The 19,794-nt window shown below is 49.5% G+C and carries 22 protein-coding genes and 1 other annotated feature; of the genes, 21 read left to right on the forward strand and 1 reads right to left on the reverse strand.

All coding sequences use genetic code 11. The annotated features are described in order from the left end of the window. Nucleotides 1-14 precede the first annotated feature (14 nt). From EKM99_RS08610 to EKM99_RS15810, 18 genes are all read left to right on the forward strand, one after another. Complete coding sequence (locus tag EKM99_RS08610; protein ID WP_125582847.1) at nucleotides 15-557, forward strand: dUTPase; 543 nt, start codon at nucleotides 15-17, stop codon at nucleotides 555-557. Nucleotides 558-596: 39 nt separating this feature from the next. After that, nucleotides 597-1,244 carry a TetR/AcrR family transcriptional regulator gene (locus EKM99_RS08615; RefSeq protein ID WP_225419825.1) on the forward strand — a complete coding sequence of 216 codons (648 nt, stop codon included), beginning with the start codon at nucleotides 597-599 and terminating at the stop codon, nucleotides 1,242-1,244. A gap of 48 nt (nucleotides 1,245-1,292) precedes the next feature. Then, nucleotides 1,293-1,372: a sequence feature (ribosomal protein L21 leader region), on the forward strand. A gap of 20 nt (nucleotides 1,373-1,392) precedes the next feature. After that, a complete protein-coding gene (gene rplU / locus EKM99_RS08620; RefSeq protein ID WP_125582849.1) occupies nucleotides 1,393-1,701 on the forward strand; it encodes a 50S ribosomal protein L21 in 309 nt (102 codons plus the stop codon). Between the two features lie 28 nt (nucleotides 1,702-1,729). Beyond that, the gene (locus tag EKM99_RS08625; RefSeq protein ID WP_125582851.1) at nucleotides 1,730-2,068 is read left to right on the forward strand and encodes a ribosomal-processing cysteine protease Prp; all 339 of its coding nucleotides are present in this window, start codon (nucleotides 1,730-1,732) and stop codon (nucleotides 2,066-2,068) included. A gap of 24 nt (nucleotides 2,069-2,092) precedes the next feature. Next, nucleotides 2,093-2,386, forward strand: a complete 294-nt coding sequence (gene rpmA / locus EKM99_RS08630) for a 50S ribosomal protein L27 (RefSeq protein ID WP_269801535.1) — start codon at nucleotides 2,093-2,095, stop codon at nucleotides 2,384-2,386. Between the two features lie 97 nt (nucleotides 2,387-2,483). After that, nucleotides 2,484-3,548: a M24 family metallopeptidase gene (locus EKM99_RS08635; RefSeq protein WP_125582853.1), complete on the forward strand. Its 1,065-nt coding sequence runs from the start codon at nucleotides 2,484-2,486 to the stop codon at nucleotides 3,546-3,548. A gap of 76 nt (nucleotides 3,549-3,624) precedes the next feature. Further along, nucleotides 3,625-4,185, forward strand: a complete 561-nt coding sequence (gene efp, locus EKM99_RS08640; protein ID WP_125582855.1) for an elongation factor P — start codon at nucleotides 3,625-3,627, stop codon at nucleotides 4,183-4,185. 39 nt (nucleotides 4,186-4,224) lie between these two features. After that, nucleotides 4,225-4,665 (forward strand): Asp23/Gls24 family envelope stress response protein, encoded by a 441-nt coding sequence (locus tag EKM99_RS08645; protein WP_125582857.1) that lies wholly within the window; start codon nucleotides 4,225-4,227, stop codon nucleotides 4,663-4,665. Continuing rightward, nucleotides 4,665-5,093 (forward strand): transcription antitermination factor NusB, encoded by a 429-nt coding sequence (gene nusB, locus EKM99_RS08650; RefSeq protein WP_125582859.1) that lies wholly within the window; start codon nucleotides 4,665-4,667, stop codon nucleotides 5,091-5,093. Before EKM99_RS08645 ends, nusB begins: the two co-directional genes overlap by 1 nt. Before the next feature lie 579 nt (nucleotides 5,094-5,672). Next, nucleotides 5,673-6,539, forward strand: a complete 867-nt coding sequence (locus EKM99_RS08655) for a bifunctional 5,10-methylenetetrahydrofolate dehydrogenase/5,10-methenyltetrahydrofolate cyclohydrolase (RefSeq protein WP_125582861.1) — start codon at nucleotides 5,673-5,675, stop codon at nucleotides 6,537-6,539. Beyond that, entirely contained in the window at nucleotides 6,526-7,878 is a 1,353-nt protein-coding gene (xseA, locus tag EKM99_RS08660; protein WP_125582863.1) for an exodeoxyribonuclease VII large subunit, read from the forward strand. Before EKM99_RS08655 ends, xseA begins: the two co-directional genes overlap by 14 nt. Further along, on the forward strand, nucleotides 7,871-8,119 hold the full coding sequence (locus EKM99_RS08665; protein ID WP_125582865.1) for an exodeoxyribonuclease VII small subunit: 249 nt from the start codon (nucleotides 7,871-7,873) through the stop codon (nucleotides 8,117-8,119). Before xseA ends, EKM99_RS08665 begins: the two co-directional genes overlap by 8 nt. Then, a complete protein-coding gene (locus tag EKM99_RS08670; protein WP_125582867.1) occupies nucleotides 8,109-9,011 on the forward strand; it encodes a polyprenyl synthetase family protein in 903 nt (300 codons plus the stop codon). Before EKM99_RS08665 ends, EKM99_RS08670 begins: the two co-directional genes overlap by 11 nt. Further along, a complete protein-coding gene (locus EKM99_RS08675) occupies nucleotides 9,012-9,827 on the forward strand; it encodes a TlyA family RNA methyltransferase (protein WP_125582869.1) in 816 nt (271 codons plus the stop codon). Between the two features lie 92 nt (nucleotides 9,828-9,919). Beyond that, nucleotides 9,920-10,375 (forward strand): arginine repressor, encoded by a 456-nt coding sequence (locus EKM99_RS08680; RefSeq protein WP_125582871.1) that lies wholly within the window; start codon nucleotides 9,920-9,922, stop codon nucleotides 10,373-10,375. A gap of 73 nt (nucleotides 10,376-10,448) precedes the next feature. Further along, on the forward strand, nucleotides 10,449-12,164 hold the full coding sequence (gene recN / locus EKM99_RS08685; protein WP_125582873.1) for a DNA repair protein RecN: 1,716 nt from the start codon (nucleotides 10,449-10,451) through the stop codon (nucleotides 12,162-12,164). Nucleotides 12,165-12,315: 151 nt separating this feature from the next. After that, nucleotides 12,316-14,616: an MSCRAMM family protein gene (locus EKM99_RS08690; protein WP_125582875.1), complete on the forward strand. Its 2,301-nt coding sequence runs from the start codon at nucleotides 12,316-12,318 to the stop codon at nucleotides 14,614-14,616. A gap of 183 nt (nucleotides 14,617-14,799) precedes the next feature. Continuing rightward, the gene (locus EKM99_RS15810; RefSeq protein WP_164511568.1) at nucleotides 14,800-16,854 is read left to right on the forward strand and encodes an MSCRAMM family protein; all 2,055 of its coding nucleotides are present in this window, start codon (nucleotides 14,800-14,802) and stop codon (nucleotides 16,852-16,854) included. Nucleotides 16,855-16,906: 52 nt separating this feature from the next. Here EKM99_RS15810 and EKM99_RS08705 read toward each other — a convergent pair whose 3' ends face one another. Beyond that, nucleotides 16,907-17,233 (reverse strand): hypothetical protein, encoded by a 327-nt coding sequence (locus EKM99_RS08705; RefSeq protein ID WP_125582881.1) that lies wholly within the window; start codon nucleotides 17,231-17,233, stop codon nucleotides 16,907-16,909. Nucleotides 17,234-17,670: 437 nt separating this feature from the next. Between EKM99_RS08705 and gmk the strand changes: the two genes are divergently transcribed. The 3 genes from gmk (at nucleotide 17,671) to coaBC (ending at nucleotide 19,789) form a co-directional block, all read left to right on the forward strand. After that, the gene (gene gmk / locus EKM99_RS08710) at nucleotides 17,671-18,285 is read left to right on the forward strand and encodes a guanylate kinase (RefSeq protein ID WP_125582882.1); all 615 of its coding nucleotides are present in this window, start codon (nucleotides 17,671-17,673) and stop codon (nucleotides 18,283-18,285) included. Nucleotides 18,286-18,288: 3 nt separating this feature from the next. Then, nucleotides 18,289-18,504 (forward strand): DNA-directed RNA polymerase subunit omega, encoded by a 216-nt coding sequence (gene rpoZ / locus EKM99_RS08715; RefSeq protein WP_061776946.1) that lies wholly within the window; start codon nucleotides 18,289-18,291, stop codon nucleotides 18,502-18,504. 73 nt (nucleotides 18,505-18,577) lie between these two features. Continuing rightward, entirely contained in the window at nucleotides 18,578-19,789 is a 1,212-nt protein-coding gene (gene coaBC, locus EKM99_RS08720) for a bifunctional phosphopantothenoylcysteine decarboxylase/phosphopantothenate--cysteine ligase CoaBC (RefSeq protein ID WP_125582884.1), read from the forward strand. Nucleotides 19,790-19,794 lie beyond the last annotated feature (5 nt).

Below are 19,794 nucleotides of genomic sequence, written 5' to 3' on the forward strand. Positions count from 1 at the left end.
GAGGCCAGCGCGACGTGTTAGAACTTGCAAAATTGGTACAACAATCGATTGCGTTAGACGAACAGATTACGCGTGACCGTGATATTGAAATGACCCGCAAGTCTCAAATTGAAAATGCTTACGTGGCATTAGACGTTGAGTTAGCGGAAGTTGCCAACACCTCGGAATGGTTCAAAGTTTGGAAGACACACCGGGGGAAGGCTGATGATGGCCAGACGCCGGCTGAGACGCTGTTAACGGAATATACGGATGCCATGGATTTCTTCTTCCTGGTTGCGGCTAAGAAGACCTGGACGCATCTGATTATGTTGACGAAAGAGGATCTCACGACACTGGAGAATAGCCGCCCTGCTAAGGATCAAGATCAACAATACTTGATTCTGAAGCGGATGGTCTTTAACAGTCATTTTGCACACCGGCAGGAAGACTTCCGGCATGCTTGGCGCTTGTTCTTGAAGTGGGGATTCGTTGATTTTGGCTTTAGTCAGGATCAGATTCAACAAGCTTACGAGGCAAAACGTCAGGTGAACCTCGACCGCCAAGCTAACGATTATTAGTAGATTTATGAAAAGCTAGTTCTTAATCGGACTAGCTTTTTGACCAAGGGAAGGGAGCGAGACGTTATCAGTCAGACAGACCCACGCGTTGTTCGGACGAATGAACGGCTGCGTCAAGCATTAAGCACGTTGTTGCAGCAGCAATCCTTGAAGCAGATCTCTGTCCAGAAATTGACGCAAACGGCGCAGATTACCCGGGGAACCTTTTACTTGCATTATAAGGATAAAGTGGATTTCCTAGAGCAGACGGAACAGCAAGTAATTGATGAATGGTTTGCGGCAGCTAAGACGACGCTGGCACCAGAAGGGGAGCCCACAACTGGGTTTGCCTTAGGACCAGCTTTACGTTACGTGGACACCCATCACAGCATCTTACTGGTCTTGTTGCACCCACAATTCACGCAATTTCAACCGCGGCTCTTACAACGATTCGAACGGGAGTTGGCTGGCTATGCGCAACACCTGCCAACGCCCAGCAATGCGCAACCTCCTTGGGATGTGCAGACGGCTTTTTTGGCGACGGCGTTTACCGGGTTGGTTCATCATTGGCTCAATGATAATCGCCGTTACCGCCCAGAATATTTAGGGCAATCTTTTTGCCAATTACTAAAGCCAGAAGCCACGCCAGTCGCGGCCTGGTTCGCACCGATTGGCATCGACATGCCGGCTGTGACAGAAAAAGCTTGACGCAGCAAATCCTATCAAGTATAATTTTCATGTTGTATTTGTGGACTTCCACAGCTGCAACCGCTCGGGACGAGTCATTAAGTTTTCCGCTTGCGGAGCACTTGTTTTCGGCGAGTCTAAGTCTAACTATTTAAGGAGGTGCACACACATGTACGCAATTATCGTAACTGGCGGCAAGCAGTACAAGGTCGAAGCAGGCCAAGCTGTTTACGTCGAAAAGTTGAACGTTGAAGCTGGTGAAAAGGTTACTTTTGACCAAGTTGTCTTTGTCGGCGGCGACACGCCTAAGATCGGGACACCAACTGTTGCTGGTGCAACCGTAACTGGGACTGTTGAAAAGCAGGGCCTGGAAAAGAAGGTTGTTACTTTCAAGTATAAGGCCAAAAAGGGTACTCATACGAAGAAGGGTCACCGTCAGCCATACACTAAGGTTGTCGTTGACGCAATCAACGCTTAAGCCTAAAGATTAAAGAGAGGCGATCTCGATGATTCACGCGACGTTCCATCATGGAACTAACCGAATCGATTCATTCCAAATCACTGGCCACGCTGACTCAGGTGAGTATGGTCAAGACATTGTTTGTGCTGCGGTATCGGTGCTTGCGATTACGACGGTCAATGCTCTACAACGAATCGCTGAGATTCCAATAGAGGTTGAGAATCGTGATCAGGAGGGTGGTTATCTGGAAGTCCACCTTCCACCAAAGCTGGAAGCAACGGCCGAATTAAAGGGACAAACGCTCCTCCAGAGTTTTGCGGATGGGTTAAGAGATGTCGCCACAAATTACGCGGATTATATTCAATTCGCTGAAACCAAAGATTGAAACGCGGAGGTGAAACTTATGCTGATGAACATGAACTTACAATTCTTCTCTCACCATAAAGGTGGTGGGTCTACTGCTAACGGTCGTGACTCTGCTGGTCGTCGTCTTGGGACGAAGGCTGCTGATGGCTCTACTGTTACCGGTGGTTCTATCCTTTACCGTCAACGTGGGACACACATCTACCCTGGCTTGAACGTAGGCCGCGGTGGTGACGATACTTTGTTTGCCAAGGTTGCTGGCGTCGTTAAATTCGAACGTCTTGGCCGTGACAAGCGTCAAGTATCCGTATACCCAGTTGCAGAAGAAGCAGCTAAATAACACGAGGTTTTCCTCGTAACGACTGAAGAGCTTGAGGCGAGACCAATTTCGCTTTGAGTTCTTCTTTTTTCTGCCATCCATCAAGGAGGTTGGGGTTATGACGACTAGAATCGAACGGTTACAAGCCAAATTTTCAGCGTTAAGTATTGATAGTTTTTTGGTTTCGTCTCCCAGTAATCAGCGTTATCTGGTTGGGACCAGTGTCGAGCCCGGAGACGGGTATCTGCTGGTGACTGAACAGGGCGCGGTGTTCGTAACGGATGCCCGGTACGAGGCCGAATTGGCCACAACGATGCCGGACGTGCCCAAAACCATCACCCGTGACTACCTGCAGGCTGTTGACGATGCCTTAGAGGCCGCTGGAGCGACGGTACTGGGAATCGAGGATAGTTTAACCTTAGCCGAGTTTGAATGGTTAGACGAGCATTTAATGACGGACATCGTTCCGCTGGCAAATGTCGTCGACGGACTCCGCCAAATCAAGGAGCCGGCCGAACTGGCAGCCATCAAACGGGCCACTGCACTGACGAGTGAGGGAGTCCTTGCCTTGCTAGAGCAGTTGCGGCCCGGGATGACTGAACGTCAGGCTGCTCAATGGTTGGAACGCTGGATGCAAGATCACGGGTCAACCGGTCCGAGTTTTGGAACGATTGTGGCCAGTGGCGTCCGGTCTGCTTGGCCCCACGGACAGGCGAGTGACAAGGTGTTGGCTAACGGCGAACTGGTCACGATTGATTGTGGCTTTTACGTTGATGGCTACACCTCTGACCTGACGCGGACCGTGGCCTTGGGTGATCCTGGTCAGGACTTAACGGCGGCCTACCATGCTGTCCAGACCGCCCAAGAGAAAATCATGGCGGCGGTTCGTCCCGGCGTTACGGGGGACGAACTGGATCGCACCGGTCGGCAGTATTTGACCGACCAGGGATACGGCGCTGCCTTTATTCACGGCACCGGCCATGGCATTGGTCTGGATATTCACGAAGGTCCCAATATTGGCCGCGGTTGGCCGGATGTGATGACGGCGAATGAAGTCATCACGGTTGAACCGGGCGTTTATTTTACGGGCAAGGGTGGTATCCGGATTGAGGATGATTTGTTAGTCACCCCAACGGGTCATGACACCTTAACTAGTGTGCCGCGGAATTTAATTATTCTGTAAGTGACACACCTATCTTGCTTTTTATGGGTAAGAATTGATATTATAAAGAGGACATATTTTAGGAGGCTGACACATTATGGCAATTTCTACTGCTGATTTTAAAAACGGTTTAACGATCGAAGTCGATCACGCAATCTGGCGCATCATTGAGTTCCAACACGTTAAGCCTGGTAAGGGTGGCGCTTTCGTTCGTTCAAAGCTTAAGAATTTACGGACGGGTGCCGTTCAAGAAAAGACTTTCCGTGCCGGTGCTAAGATGGAACAAGCTGACATCCAAACGCGTTCAATGCAATACCTGTACGAAGATGGCTCTAACCGGGTCTTCATGGATACGGATAACTTTGAACAAATCGAAGTGCCTGACGAACAAATCAAGGCCCAATTGAACTACTTACAAGAAAACATGAATGTTGACTTGGTTCAATACGGTTCCGAAGTTTTGGGTGTTGAAGTGCCTAACACCGTTGTTTTGGAAGTTAAGGCTACTGAACCTGGTATTAAAGGGAACACCGCTTCTGGTGGTTCCAAGCCTGCTACCATGAACACTGGCTTAGTCGTTCAAGTGCCATTCTTCGTTAACGAAGGCGACAAGCTCTCCATCAACACCACTGACGGTACGTACATTTCCCGTGCCTAAGTTTTCACACACGTTTAATCAGTAAGGGAGGGTCAACGAATGGCGGAAGATACTAATATTATTTTAGAATCAAAGGAACCCGCTTTGGGCAAAATCGAAGTGGCACCGCAAGTCCTCGAAATTATCGTCGGTATTGCGGCTAGTCAAACCGAAGGCGTCGCACGGATGCGGGGTTCTTTAGCAAATAGCGTCACGGAACTGTTGGGTCGTAAAGAACAACACGGTAAGGGCGTTAAGCTGGTCTTTGATGGCGATGAATTAGCTGTTGACGTTTACGTTTACTTGGATTACGGGGTAGCGGTGCCAAAGGTTGCCTTGGCCATTCAAGATAACGTGAAGCAACAATTGTTGTTCATGACAGACCTTGACTTGCGTGAAGTTAACGTTCACGTGGAAGGCGTCATTCCCGAAAAGACGGCGCAACAGGTTGATCCAGATAACCTGTTTAACCAGAGCGATGAAGGAGACAGTGACCAATAGTGACACTTACACGACATCAAATTCGGGAACGGGCGTTTCAAATGCTTTTTGCCTTGAACGCCAATCCCGATGCCGATCATGATGCGTTGTACCAACGTGTCTTGACGGATGACCCGGACCAAACCGTTCCCGTGCCTGACTACCTCCAGCAATTGGTAACTGGCGTCTTAGCAAACCAAGCTGACTTGGATGCGAAGATTGACCAATACCTGAGCACTGGTTGGCAGCTCAAGCGGATTGCCAAGACAGACTTGGTAATCATGCGGATCGCCTTTTATGAAATTGACTACGTGGAAGAAGTGCCGAACCGAGTAGCCGTCAACGAAGCCTTGGAATTAGCCAAGAACTTTAGTGACGACCAGTCTCGGCGGTTTATCAACGGTGTGCTTGCACATACGTTGGACGAACCTTTGGATTCACAATCTTAGTCACAAACTGACTGACTGCTACTTTAGCGGTTGGTCTTTTTTGTTTTAGTGATGATTACTGTAGAACCCTTAATAGGTGAAACCAGCCACCTGCGGCTGCCAGAGTTTCCGGCTGCTGTGGGGACCGCCTGCGGCCTGAAAAGCGCTCCTCCGGCTCGGTTTGAAGCCTGTCAAAATTCGCCAGTCTCCAAACGCGTCCCACGGCGTAACCTGAGAAAAACGCTCAGCTAACGTCGTCGACACAGCTGCCTGCATCTCTGTCCTCCTCCGGTTATGATTGGTTTTCACCATGACATGTGACCATCGCTGGACTGGCAACGTGTGTCCATATTTGTTGGACACCGTCTATGTAGGCGTGAGTGAGCCAATGGGTTTAGACAACGTTGCTGCTATTTCTGGGGTACGCGCGCTGAAACTTTCACCAGGTAAACATCAGCGCGTGACGACCAATTGCGCAACGAGTAGTCAATCTTTTTAACGGGTAGCTCACGGGTCATTTTGCACAGCGATGCAGTCCCGTTTTCAGGTCAACTATGCTAAAATGGAAGTTAACTTGAAATTTACGGGAGGAAGTACTTCATGACGACCATTATCGACGGCAAACAACTGGCGAAGGACCTCAACGCGCAAACTAAGAACCGGGTGGCAGAGCTTACCCAACGCGGTGTGGTTCCTGGCCTGGTAGTGATTATTGTGGGCGAAGACCCCGCCAGTGCCATTTACGTTCGGAACAAGCATAAAAAGGCCGGTCAACTCGGCATTAACTCCGTGGTTCGACGACTTCCCGCAACGATTTCACAAACGGAACTCTTACAAATTGTGCAAGAATATAACGAAGATCCTAAGATTCATGGTATTTTGGTGCAATCACCGTTACCGGCTGGACTGGATGAACAGGCGGTTGTTGCTAAAATTGATCCAGCTAAAGACGTGGATGGGTTCCACCCGTTAAACGTGGGACGTTTATTTGCGAACTTACCAGGTAACTATCCCGTTTCCTGCACACCACGGGGAATCATGACCATGTTAGAGTCCCTGCACACGCATTTACGCGGGAAACAGGCGGTTGTGGTGGGACGGAGCATGATTGTCGGTCGGCCAATGGCTGCGATGCTGTTGAATGCCGATATGACCGTTAGTACGGCACACGTCTATACCAAAGACTTGAGCGACCTAACCTGCACGGCGGACGTCTTGGTCGTCGCTACCGGAGTAACGCACCTTATCAAGGAGACCGACGTGAAGCCGGGCGCCATTGTGATTGACGTTGGGATGGATCGTGACGAAAACGGTAAGCTGACCGGGGATGTTGATTTTGACGGCGTGGTTAAACGTGCCGGTGCGATCACCCCAGTGCCTGGTGGCGTGGGTCCCATGACGATTGCGACATTAATGCAACAGACAGTTGACCTTTGCGAGTGGAGTGAGGAACTTGGCACAAACTGATTATTTAACGGTCACAGCGTTGACCCAATATTTAAAACGAAAATTCGACGTGGACCCGTATCTAGGAAAAGTTTACCTGACCGGTGAAATTTCTAATTTTCGGTTACGGCCACATGCTCACCAATACTTTAGCCTGAAGGACGATAACGCAAAAATTAGCGCGATTATGTTCAAATCGGCCTTTGAGAAGCTGAAGTTTACCCCGGAGACGGGGATGAAGGTTCTGGTCACCGGCCGGATTTCACTTTACGAACCCACGGGGAGTTACCAAATCTACGTGGAACGGATGGAGCCGGATGGCGTTGGGCAGTTGTATCAAGCCTATGAACAATTAAAGAAAAAATTAGCCGATGAAGGCCTATTTACGGCGCCTAAGCGGCCATTACCTCGCTTTCCCAAACGGATTGCGGTGGTAACCAGTCCGAGTGGTGCCGTGATTCGCGATATCATTACGACCACGCGGCGCCGTTTTCCCATTGCCCAAATCGTGTTATTCCCAGCGGTGGTTCAGGGGGATGCGGCGGCTGCTGACATTGTGCGCCAGATTCAACGGGCGAACGCCAATGGATCCTTTGATACCCTGATTATCGGTCGGGGCGGGGGCTCAATTGAAGACCTGTGGCCATTCAACGAAGAAATTGTGGCCCGGGCTATTGCGGCCAGTGAGCTGCCAATTATTTCATCAGTCGGTCACGAAACGGATACCACGATTGCGGATCTGGTGGCCGACGTCCGGGCAGCGACACCAACTGCCGCAGCAGAATTGGCCGTGCCGGTCCTCAGCGATGAACTGGTCAAGCTGGGACAGCAGCGGACGCGGTTGAATAACGCCATGAGTAATCGGATTAATTTTCAACAGGAACGCTTAAACAAGTTGATGACGGCGTACGTGTTCCGTCAACCACAGCGGTTGTACGAGACCTACGTCGAACGTTTGGACCGGGCCCAACAAGGCTTGACTCGCAACATGCAGACGCAGGTGCAACAACGACGCCAGCGTTTTGCCTTGGCCCAACAGGGGCTGCTGAGTCAGTCACCATTGGAACGGGTGCACAGAGACCAACTAACGGTCAGTCAAACGGCGGCACGGCTAAATCTTGAAGCCAAGCGATACTTGGAAACCCAACAAAAGCAGGTTGCCCAGCTAATCAACGGACTGGATTATTTGAGTCCCCTCAAGATTATGGGACGCGGTTACAGTTACGTGACCCAAAATGATCACGTCGTTCGTAGCGTGAGTGACTTGAAGCCTGCCCTCGCGACGATTCATTTAAGTGATGGGACAGCTGAAGCAGAAATCAAAACCATTAAACCAGCATCGGAGGACAAACATGAGTGATGAAAAACAACCAACCTTTGAAGAGAATTTAACGACATTAGAAACGATTGTTTCCCAGTTGGAACAGGGCGATATTCCTTTGGAACAGGCATTGGATCAATTTCAAAAGGGCGTTGCATTGAGTAAGAGTCTGCAATCAACTCTACAGGACGCTGAAAAGACGTTGACGACCATGATGAACGATTCCGACCAAGAGGTAGCCTTTGAAACGCCACAAGGGGGCAACGGTGATGCCGATTGATGAACGGCTTCAACAATTTGAAACAACATGGGTTCCGCGGCTAAATGCACCATTATCCGCGGCAATTGCGACGGACAGTGGGGATGAGCGTTTGGCGGATGCCATGCGTTATTCGGTATTAGCTGGCGGGAAGCGACTTCGCCCCCTTTTGACGGTCGCAACGATGACAACAGTCGGTGCAACCTTTGATGACGACCGTGATTGGCGACCGGTCATGGCCTTGGAGCTACTGCATACCTACTCGTTGATTCATGATGATTTACCTGCGATGGATAACGATGCACTGCGCCGAGGAGAACCCACGAATCACATGAAGTTTGGGGCGGGCATGGCGACGCTTGCCGGTGACGGCCTGTTAACGCTGGCCTTTCAATGGCTGACAGCGACGGACTTACCGGCCACAACTCAGGTGGCATTGACCCAGGCACTAGCCATCGCCGCTGGGCCAAGTGGGATGGTGGCTGGACAGGCCAAGGACGTGCAAAATGAACACGTTGATTTGCCAATGGCCAAGCTGCGGGTCCTGCACCGCGAAAAAACCGGGGCACTGCTCCACTACGCCGTGCAGGCCGGCTTGATTTTAGGCCACGCACCGGAAGAAGACTGGCAACCGTACTTAGCATTTGCGGATGCCTTTGGCTTAGCTTTCCAAATTTACGATGATATTTTAGATGTGGTCAGCACACCGGCTGAATTGGGAAAGGCAACGCAAAAAGATGCGGGTGAAGCCAAGAACACCTATCCTGGCAAATTAGGCTTGGAAGGTGCCAATCAGGCGCTGATTGCGACGATTCAGAGTGGTCAGGCGGCGCTGGCACAAGTGCCGGCGTCAACGGATACGGCGTTATTGGCCGCATTCTTCAGTTACTTTGATACGAAACGGGTGAACTAAGTGAAAAAGAAACGGGTTGCTGATTTATTAGTTGAACAGGGGCTGTACACGTCTTTGGACGATGCTAAGCGAGCCGTCATGGCTGGTGAAATTCTGGGAAAGAATGAAGAACGGTTGGATAAACCGGGTTCGCTGATTCCGGCAGATACGGAACTTCATTTAAAGGGCCATCCGCTACCTTACGTGTCACGGGGCGGGTTTAAACTGGCCAAAGCGCTGAAGTCCTTTGACATTGACGTTACTGATCGAGTCGTCCTCGACATTGGCTCCTCCACGGGCGGCTTCACGGACGTTATGCTCCAAAATGGCGCCCAGTTAAGCTATGCCTTGGATGTCGGCAGTAACCAACTGGTTTGGAAGCTACGGCAGGATCCACGAGTAATCGTGATGGAGCACACCAACTTTCGGTACAGTAAGTTAAGTGACTTCACCAAGGGTCAGCCAACGTTTGCATCAATCGACGTGTCCTTCATTTCATTAAAGATGATTTTACCGCCGCTGAAAGGAATTTTAGCGACCGAAGGGGATGTGGTTGCCCTAATCAAACCCCAGTTTGAAGCGGATAGAGATGACGTTGGCGACCACGGTATTGTCCGTGACCGCGGCGTACACACCCGCGTGGTGCAAATGATTATTGATTTTGCCGTGGCCACGGGTTACAGTGTGCTGGGCCTGGATTTTTCACCCATTCGGGGTGGCGAAGGCAACATTGAATTTCTGGTTCACTTACAGTCTGTTGATAAACATGCAGTTTGTGCAAATACTGTATCGGTTGAACAAACGATTAATGCTGCTTATGAGAGCCTACAACAATAGATTATGAGAAATTTATGAGAATTTGCTTTCCAAATACTTAGGTCTGGTATATGATAAGATTATGCATTTTTATCACATAAGGGGGGCTAGGTATGAAGAAGCAGGAACGCCAGCAATTACTCAAGCGATTACTGACATCACGAGAAATTGAACGGCAAGAAGATTTCGTCCGATTATTAGATGAGGATGGGATTCACGTGACCCAGGCAACCATTTCACGGGATATCAAAGAGATGCAACTGGTGAAATTACCGGCCGAGTCCGGTGGTTACCGCTACAGTCTGCCTGTCCAAAAGAAAATTGACACGCAGAAGAAGTTGCAACGGACGTTACAAAACGCCTACATATCCTTCGCTGTGCAGGACCAATTCACCATTTTGAAGGTCCTACCGGGAAACGGTCCAGTGATTGCGTCACTTTTGGATCAGATGCGCTATGAATTTGTCTTTGGCACGGTTGGTGACGACAGTGCCGTCTTAACCGTTTGTGTTTCGCATCAGGGTGCTTTACAATTGGAAAAGACGATTGACCGCATGATTGCGGATTAGAAACGACGGACCACGACTGACGACCAGCAAGAGCTGACGAGCAGCAGTGGTCTTTTCTTTAGGAGGCCACAACGTGTTACAAGAGCTGTCAATTAAAAATTTTGCTATCATCGACCAGTTAGACGTCGCTTTTAAGAACGGCATGACGGTCTTAACCGGTGAGACTGGGGCCGGTAAATCAATTATTATTGATGCCGTTGGTCTCTTAGCTGGTGGCCGGGGATCGGCTAATTTCGTGCGGACCGGAACGGATAAGGCCGTCATTCAAGGAAGCTTTGTCTTTCCCACGGGCGGCACCACGTATCAGGTGTTGGATGAACTCGGAATTGACCACGATGATGGCAGCGTCATTTTACAACGCGAAATCCACCAAAATGGGCGGAATACCTGTCGCGTCAACGGGATGTTGGTGAACACCAACACCCTCAAGCGAATTGGGGAAACGGCCGTTGACATTCACGGTCAAAATGAGCATCAAGAGTTGATGCAACCGGAAAAACACTTGGGGATGCTGGATGAATTTGCCGGCAGTCCCGTTGCCAAGTTGCGCCAGCGTTATCAGGCTGTTTATCAGCAGTACACCCAATTACAAGCAACCTTAGAAAATAAGCGGGCCAATGAAAAAGAGTGGGCCCAACATTTAGACATGTTAAAGTTTCAGGTCAAGGAAATCGAGTCCGCACAACTCCAACCGGGTGAAGAAGACGACTTGGTGGCTGAACGTGACCGCTTGGACAATTTCCAACGCATTAACGATGCGCTCCAGTTGGTACAAATCACGCTAACGGGTGAGGACACGGCACCTGGCGCTAATGATCAAATTAGTGGCGCCATGCAGGCCATGCAAGGGATTGCGGACTTTGATCCGGCGTTTAAACAAATCGCTGCTAGTCTAGAATCCGCGTATTATGCGTTGAGCGATGCCGTGGGCGACGTTTCGTCTCAGTTGGACTTACTTGAATGGGATGAGGGTCGTTTAGATGAAATTGAACGGCGACTCGACGTAATTAACCAGTTGAAGCGCAAATACGGTGATTCTGAGGGACAAGTCTTGAAGTATTTTGACAAGATTGCCGCAGAACTCAAGCAGATGCAGTCAACGGATGAAACGGCCGACGACTTGGAAACCCAAGTGGCTACCCAGCGGACGACGCTACTGAAGCTGGGCGAGCAACTCAGTAAAGCTCGTAAGCAATCTGCCGAAAAATTGGAAACCGCTATTCACGGCGAGCTGGCGGATCTTTACATGGATAAAACGGTGTTCGCTGTACATTTCACCCGGTCGAAGAACCAGCCCGTTCTCAGTACGGGGCTGGATCACGTGGAATTTTATCTCCGCACGAATCCGGGAGAAGCCATGCGGCCACTTGCGAAGATTGCGTCCGGTGGGGAACTTTCCCGAATCATGCTGGCTTTGAAGACTATTTTCTCTGAGTCGCAAGGGATTACCTCGATTATTTTTGATGAAGTGGACACCGGGGTCAGTGGTCGGGTGGCGCAAGCAATCGCTGAGAAGATCAGCGGGATTGCCCGGGCCTCACAAGTGCTGTGTATTACCCATTTGCCCCAAGTGGCCGCGATGGCCGATCACCATTATTTCATTGCCAAAGAAATCAAGGGTGATCGGACGGAAACCCAGCTGACCCGTTTGAGTGAGCAGGACCGGGTGAGTGAAATTGCCCGGATGTCTGCCGGGACGCAGGTCACGAAGCTGGCGTTGGAACACGCGAGTGAATTGTTGGGCTTGGCCGACGAGGTTAAAGAAAAACACACGAAAAAGAAAAAGTAACTTTAAAATGCGGTGACCCGAAAGTAAGCGGGTCACCGTATTGTTTTGCATTTAAATTAGTTTAAGCTGTCGATAAGTTTTGACTTAATATATTTCCCACTTTGCGCTATACTTAGGTCAGTAAAGTAACAAACTGAACGAGGTGTGGGATATGTTTAAGCGAATTGGGATAGTTGGGTTAAGTCTGGTTGCGATGGTTTTGATTCTACTAGGATTTCAAAGTCAGGCGCAAGCCAGCAGTATCGATAGTAGTGTGTCAGGGTTGGGTGCCCCTAGTAAGATTGAGGAAGAAACTGGGGATAATACTTATACCGAAGTGACCGATAAGACCGCGCCACTCCTCTCCGGGCAGAATTATAAATTGACCTACAGTTGGACAGTGGCGGATGGGACGAGCATTAGTGACGGAGATACCGCTACGGTGACGTTGCCGGACTCGGCTGGTCATGGAAGAGTCGGCTTTTCGGTGACCACCGGAGATCAGACGGCGACTAAGGTCGGTGACTTCTTGTTGGCGGCTGGTGACGGCCATACGGGAACGATTACGTTTAACGACGCCTTGGCCAATGCCAATACGTATCATCAGGGATCGCTGACTTTTAACGTAACGGGGACCAGTGGTGAGGCGACTTCCGGTGGTAATGACTACGTGGTTGCGAAAAACGGCTGGATTCAAACCAATGATTACGACTCGGCAGGAATTCCGACACAAGCCGTTTGGCAGATTGTGTTTAATCCGGATGCCAAGGATATGGGGACGGTAACCCTCACTGATACATTGGGTGCCTATCAATCATACGTTGCTGACTCGCTAGTGGCGACTGATGAAACAACTGGTGAAAAGGTGACCCCAACGGTTGTCGTCAGCGGGTCTAAAGTGACCATCACCTTCACCAATGTCACGCATAAAATTTCGTTGTATTATTATGCGAAGGTGGATACCACTGCTTTTAGCGGGCAGACTACGGGCTACCTCAGCAACAACGTCGATTTGGCCGCGGATGACGGTGAAACGGGCAGTGCTGGCACGGGTTCGGGATCTGGCTCAACACCGGGAACGCCAACCACGACCGCTGAAGCATACAAAAACGTGCAATGGGGTGGTACTGCGACCATGGGCGGTGACTACATTGGCAGTGTGACGCTGACCAAGACGGCGGCCGATAAGACGACGACCTTGGCAGGTGCCGAATATACCTTGCAGAAGCTCGATCCAGATACCGGTATGTACGAAGATATTCAAGAGAACCTGACCACGACTTCCGCTGGGACGATTAGTGATTATGGCCTGGTAGCTGGCGATTATCAGTTTATCGAGACCAAGGCACCGGCTGGGTATCAACTGAATAAGAAGCCCGTTGCCTTTACCATCAGTTCGAGCAACGCTACCAGTCATCAGACGGTGACACAGGCGGATACGCAGGGCGCAGTCACGTTAACCAAGACCGATGCTGCGTCTAAAGACAAGTTAGCGAATGCGCAGTATGAACTCGCTTATGGGGATGGCTGGGGGACCGACCATGCCGCTGGTGCGCCCGTTTCGGATGCTGTTTACACAACCGGTGACGATGGCACATTTACGGTCACTGGATTAGCGCCAGGCAACTATGAATTCATTGAGGAACAGGCGCCGGATGGGTACATTTTGGATCAAACGCCGGTGACGTTTACGATTGGCGACACTGAAACGGCTGAGAACGTCTCAGTTGGACAGACTGATGTCTTCGGATCCGAGTCGAGTAGCTCCTCTAGTACCACGACTTCTAGCTTAACGTCATCGAGCACAAGTTCGTCAGAACCAAGTAGTGAACCGAGTTCAGAAACAACCAGTTCAAGTTCATCAGAGCCAAGCAGTGAACCGAGTTCTGAATCGACCAGTTCAAGTTCGTCAGAACCAAGTAGTGAACCCAGTAGTGAACCCAGTAGTGAACCCAGCTCTGAAACAACTAGCTCTAGTTCGTCTTCTTCAGAGACAAGCAGTGAACCAAGTTCCGAAATAACTAGTTCGAGTCCATCGATTAGCAGTAGCAGTTCTACGCCGATAGACAGTAGCTCGCAATCTGACTCAAGTAGTTCTCAGTCGACGAGTTCTAGTAGTTCAGGAAAGCCGTCGAATTCGGTTAGTACCAGTTCCAGCTCATCCAGCAGTCATTCCAGTTCAAGCAGTAGTGACAGCCTGAGCTCAGGGAGCGATGGCGACCGGGTGAATACGTCTAGTGACTCTAGTTCCACAATCAGCAAGGGAACTACAGTCACGACGACACCAAGTCAATCTTCCTCGACCAGTGGTACGGCGACTGTAAGTTCAGGCGCGCCGGCAACGGTTAGTGAGAAAAATACGATTTTGCCACAGACCAATGAAGGCCGTGGCGTCCTGGCCATGGTGGTTGGCTTAGTCTTACTGGGAATTGGCGCGAGTGTTTGGCAATGGCGTCGTTCACGGGAAAATTAAATTGATATGAGTTTTGGAATCCAGTGATGCGTAGGTGATCACTGGATTTTTTTGGCAACGTTTCGAAGACTATTTACTTTAAGAAGTGATTTAGCCGCTTCACATATTTTGTACGACTTTATTCGTTCACTTGCGTTATACTTATTTACAGAAGAAAGTAATTGAAGGTATGGGGTGTTTCTAATGTGGAAAAAGATTGGGTTGTGGATTTTAGGGGTATTCTTATTACTGATGGGCAGTTGGGGTATGCCGCAAACTGCCCTTGCCGACGCTATTCCAGCTGACGCGATAACCGGGCTTGATAGTCCTAGTGCCATTTATCTAGTTACGCAAGCTAGTTCAGATGACTTAGGAGAAAAGGTGGACACTGATGATCCACAGAACTATCAATTTAAATCTGGCCAATCTTATAATATTGTCTATGATTGGCAAGTGGCACCGGGAACTGACATTAGCCAGGGGAAAACCATTAGTTTTACCTTACCCAGTAACATTTCATCTGAGCCATTAGGATTTAATTTGTATCGGAATAATGATCATTCAACGAATCCAATTGGTAGCTTATATAAAGCGGCTAATTCAGACACCGCCACGATTACGTTTACCGATGAGCTGAAGGGTGACACGTCATTTGCAAATGGAAAATTGGTTATTCAGGCCAAGGGGAGCGTTAGCGACGCAGGTACCGGAACCGGTGGTAGCAGTGCAATTATTAGTAAGGGTGGTTGGTTCAGTAGTAATGATTCAGACTGGGAGAAGCATGAGGGGACACTGTACCCCAAAATTGCAATCTGGGACGCTATTTTTAACTCGGATGCTAAAAATATGGGTGATGTCAGTGTGGTTGACGACTTGGGACCGTACTTAAGCTATGTTCTGGGATCGTTTTCGGCGACGAATGAAACAACTGGCGACAAAATTCCAGTGAGCGATTACACCTTGGATGCACCCAGTGGTAGTTCGGAATTTAAAATTCTATTCAAAAACGTAACCGGAAAAGTGCATTTGTCATACACGACGACGGTTGATTATCAGCAAATGATTTCTGACAAATTAGTCGGCGGTTATTTAAGCAACTATATTCGCTTGTCTGCTGAAGATGGAGAAAGTGGGGGTGCGGGGTCTGTTCCGGGTTCAGGTTCAGACACTGGAACGCCGACAGTAGTGGGCAATTCCCACAAAGATCAGCCTTGGGGTGCAAGTGGGACTGGTACTCTGGATGGTAGTAATATCTTAGGAAATGCCGTTTTAACCAAGGTAGGTACCAATAATCTAACTCAAGGTTTAGCCGGAGCTGTTTATAATTTGCAAAAGAAAGATTCATCCGGAGAATTTAGCAATGTCCAACAGAATCTCTCAACAGATTCTAATGGTCAAATTGTGAATTCAAGTTTACCGGCCGGCGTCTATCGTTATCAAGAAATTCAAGCTCCAATTGGGTTTCGGTTAGCGACAGGGTATGCAGCCTATTCGACAGAATTTGAAGTTACGGCGACGGATGACACCAGTACTGCACATCAAGTGACGCAGAGTGATGTTCCCTTTAAAGTTACGCTGACCAAGCAAGATGAAAAAACTGGAAAATTATTGCCAGGTGCTAGTTATAAACTTTTTCTGAGTACTGATCTGACTAAACCAGTGAATACCTTAACCTATAAAACCGATGAGAATGGTCAACTAATTGTCAGTCCAATCGCAAAGGGCAGCTACGACTTCATCGAGCAAACGCCACCAGCTGGATATAAACTTGATCAAACGCCAATCCCATTTACGATTAGTGAGATGCCGGCAATTGAGCCCAATGAGGGCCCTGATGCGGCCGTTTCCCAGGAAGACGAAAGCAGCGTAACGCCAACGCCTACGCCAGGGGGCAATAATGGGTCTTCCAGTTCATCAAGCTCTAGCTCGTCTAGTTCCAGTTCCTCCAGCTCAACCTCGGGTGCCAATCCTGGGACGCCGACGAAGACGTCTAAGTCATCCGTATCTAGTACAACGCGGAGCAGTCACGGAGATAAGGTGGGTTCAACACCGATTACACCTGCATCATCTTCAAACCGTGGCGGTGGTGCGGGAACCATCACAGCTAACCAGACTTCGGCCAAGCAACACCATACCCCAGCCAATACGCTTTTACCTAAGACCAGCGAGGCCAAGTCCCTCTTCGCCGCAATTGTGGGCTTATTAGTAATTGGTGGGAGTCTCAGCGTTTGGCAGTACCGTCGGACACGGCAACACTAAAATTAATTCAAAACGACCACGGTAGAAAAATCTATCGTGGTCGTTTGCTTACTTACTTCACGCGTTGAACCGAACGTAAGAGCCCGGGCGTCACAATGCTGGTAAGTTGTTTATTTTGTTTTAGGATGAGGTGACCAGCCGAGTCTTCTTTCAACTGGCCAATCACGGTGGCAGGAGCAACATCGGGAACTGCCTTGAATTGTAGCCGGACTAAGTAATGGCGGGTCAATGCCTGCTGTAGGAATAAGTCTACTTGAAATGCTGGCATTTGGGCGTAGACGACCTGGCCGTTAATGACGGGTAAGGGACTGAAGAGTTCTTGCGATAGATTGGCTACCCGATCAGACAGGGTAACACGAGTTGCGATTGAATTTTGCATGCTGATCACCTCGAACGTTTGTTTGTATTTTTATTATACGAACGTTTGTTTGGAATTGCAAGCTTTTTTGTTCGCTACTTTTTCAATCGCCGAAGATTTCAGGACGAATTCCTTACTGTACGCGCATTGATTCTCACCAATCTTTTTTCAGTGACACCATGTTTACAGTACGTGGTGTGGCCAATGTTTGTCCAGCACAATTGGGCCATTCCTGCTTTCAAAAAACGTTGGCAGCTTAACCAGCACGAAATAACAGCTTTTTAACAGAAATCGTGGCGATATGCAGTAATTATCCCTGAATAGTGGTAATATAGTATCCTATAGATTAATATAGTTCACGCCAATCAATTCTGGCGACAAGCGGGTCGGTAACCCCTGGTTGATGACTGGAGGTTACGGTCCCATAATTAAATTTGTGATGAAGGGATTTTTAAACGATGGCTAAACGTGGAATGCTCATTGTGCTCTCAGGTCCTTCCGGAGTTGGTAAGGGAACGGTTCGTAAGGCGTTATTTGAAACCGGTGCGACCGACTTTTCGTACTCAATTTCGATGACCACCCGGAAACCGCGGGAAGGCGAAGTGAATGGTGTCGACTATTACTTCGTTTCCAAAGAAGAGTTTGAAGAAAATATTCGTAACGGAGAAATGTTGGAGTATGCCAAGTATGTTGACAACTACTACGGTACCCCGTTAAAATATGTTAATGAGACCCTGGATGAGGGTAAGGATGTTTTCTTGGAGATCGAAGTCAATGGGGCAATGCAGGTTCGCGCCAATTGTCCTGATGCTGTCTTTGTCTTCTTGACGCCACCTGATTTGATGGAGTTGAAGCATCGCCTGATTGGGCGGGGCACTGACGCCATGGATGTCATTAACAAACGTATCAAGAAGGCCGTGGGTGAAATCCGAATGATGCGTAACTATGATTACGCGGTGGTCAATGACGAGGTTAATAACGCCGTCGACCGCATTCAGATGATCATCCGCAGTGAACGTTTACGGGTAACCCGGGTGATGCCGGATTACGAACAAATGATTGGAGACGAATAAAAAATGTTACTCTATCCCTCAGTTGATGATTTATTAGCACAAGTTGATTCACGTTATTCCTTGATTATGTTGGCTAGCAAACGGGCCCACGAGCTGGACGCCGGCGCTAAGCCACTTCTGACCGACTACAAGTCGCCTAAGACGATTGGTCGCGCACTGGAAGAAATCGCTGCCGGTGCTTTAATGATTGATCCGGACGAAAAGGATCTGGACGCCTAACTTTGGCAGTTCAGGAAAGACCAGGTTGCCGTTGGGTAATCTGGCTTTTTTTATCAAGATTGGAGGGAATGCAATGTTTGAAGACAAACACATCACGTTAACGGTCAGTGGGAGTGTGGCTGCGTACAAGGCGGCTTTGCTCGCTCGTGATTTACAACGCGCCGGTGCCGAGGTTCGCGTTGCCTTAACGGCTGGCGCTGCGCAGTTCGTGACCGCTGAGACGTTTGCCGCCCTGACCAAGGCTCCCGTGTTAACGGATGAGACTTGGTGGCGGGCTAATGGGCAAATTGACCACATTGAATTAGCCGACTGGACTGATCTTGCAATTGCAGCGCCGGCGTCTGCCAACCTGATGGCACAGCTGGCAAACGGCCTCGCAGATGACGCCGCCAGTGCGACCTGGCTGGCCACCGCTGCACCAAAAGTGGTGGTCCCCGCAATGAACACCCACATGTGGCAAGCCCCAGCAACTCAGCGTAACCGCCAGCAACTAGTCAGCGATGGCGTTCACGTCTTGACGCCGGCGACTGGCCAACTGGCCGAAGGGTACGCCGGCCAGGGACGTTTTCTCGAGCCTGCTGAAATTGTTGCGCAAATCGGCCAACTAGGTCTGTTCGTGCCCCAAACGCTGGCCGGTAAGCACGTAATCGTGACAGCTGGGGGGACCCGTGAACGCCTAGATCCCGTGCGTTTTCTCACAAATGATTCTTCTGGTAAAATGGGGTATGCGGTCGCGACTGCTGCCCGCCAAGCCGGGGCGGACGTGACGCTAATTACGGCGCCTACCAAATTGTCGAGTCCTGCTGGCGTGACGGTTGTGCCAATTGAAAGCACCACCGACCTGGCACAGGCCGTTTTAAGTCGTTTTCCCCAGGCCGACGCGTTAGTTATGGCCGCTGCTGTGGCTGATTTTCAACCAGAAGTGGTCGCTGATCAAAAAATTAAGAAAACAACCGATAATGATGAATTTATTTTGAAACTTAAAAAGACACCGGATATTTTAAAAGAGGTTGCCACAATTAAGCGACCCAAGCAAGTGACGGTCGGCTTTGCCGCTGAGACGCAAAATTTGCTGGTCAATGGCGCCAAGAAGCTCCACGATAAGTCCTTAGACCTACTAGCGGCAAACGACGTCTCTCGTAGCGATATTGGCTTTAACGGGGATGACAATCAGGTCACCTTCATCATGGCCGATGGCGTGACGGATCAGACGCCTAAAACCAGTAAAACGTTGATTGCCCAGGCCTTAATTGACCGGGTAGCCCAGTTATTAGCCACAAAGTGAGGTGA

Source organism: Levilactobacillus cerevisiae (assembly GCF_003946245.1).
Taxonomy (GTDB): Bacteria; Bacillota; Bacilli; order Lactobacillales; family Lactobacillaceae; genus Levilactobacillus; species Levilactobacillus cerevisiae.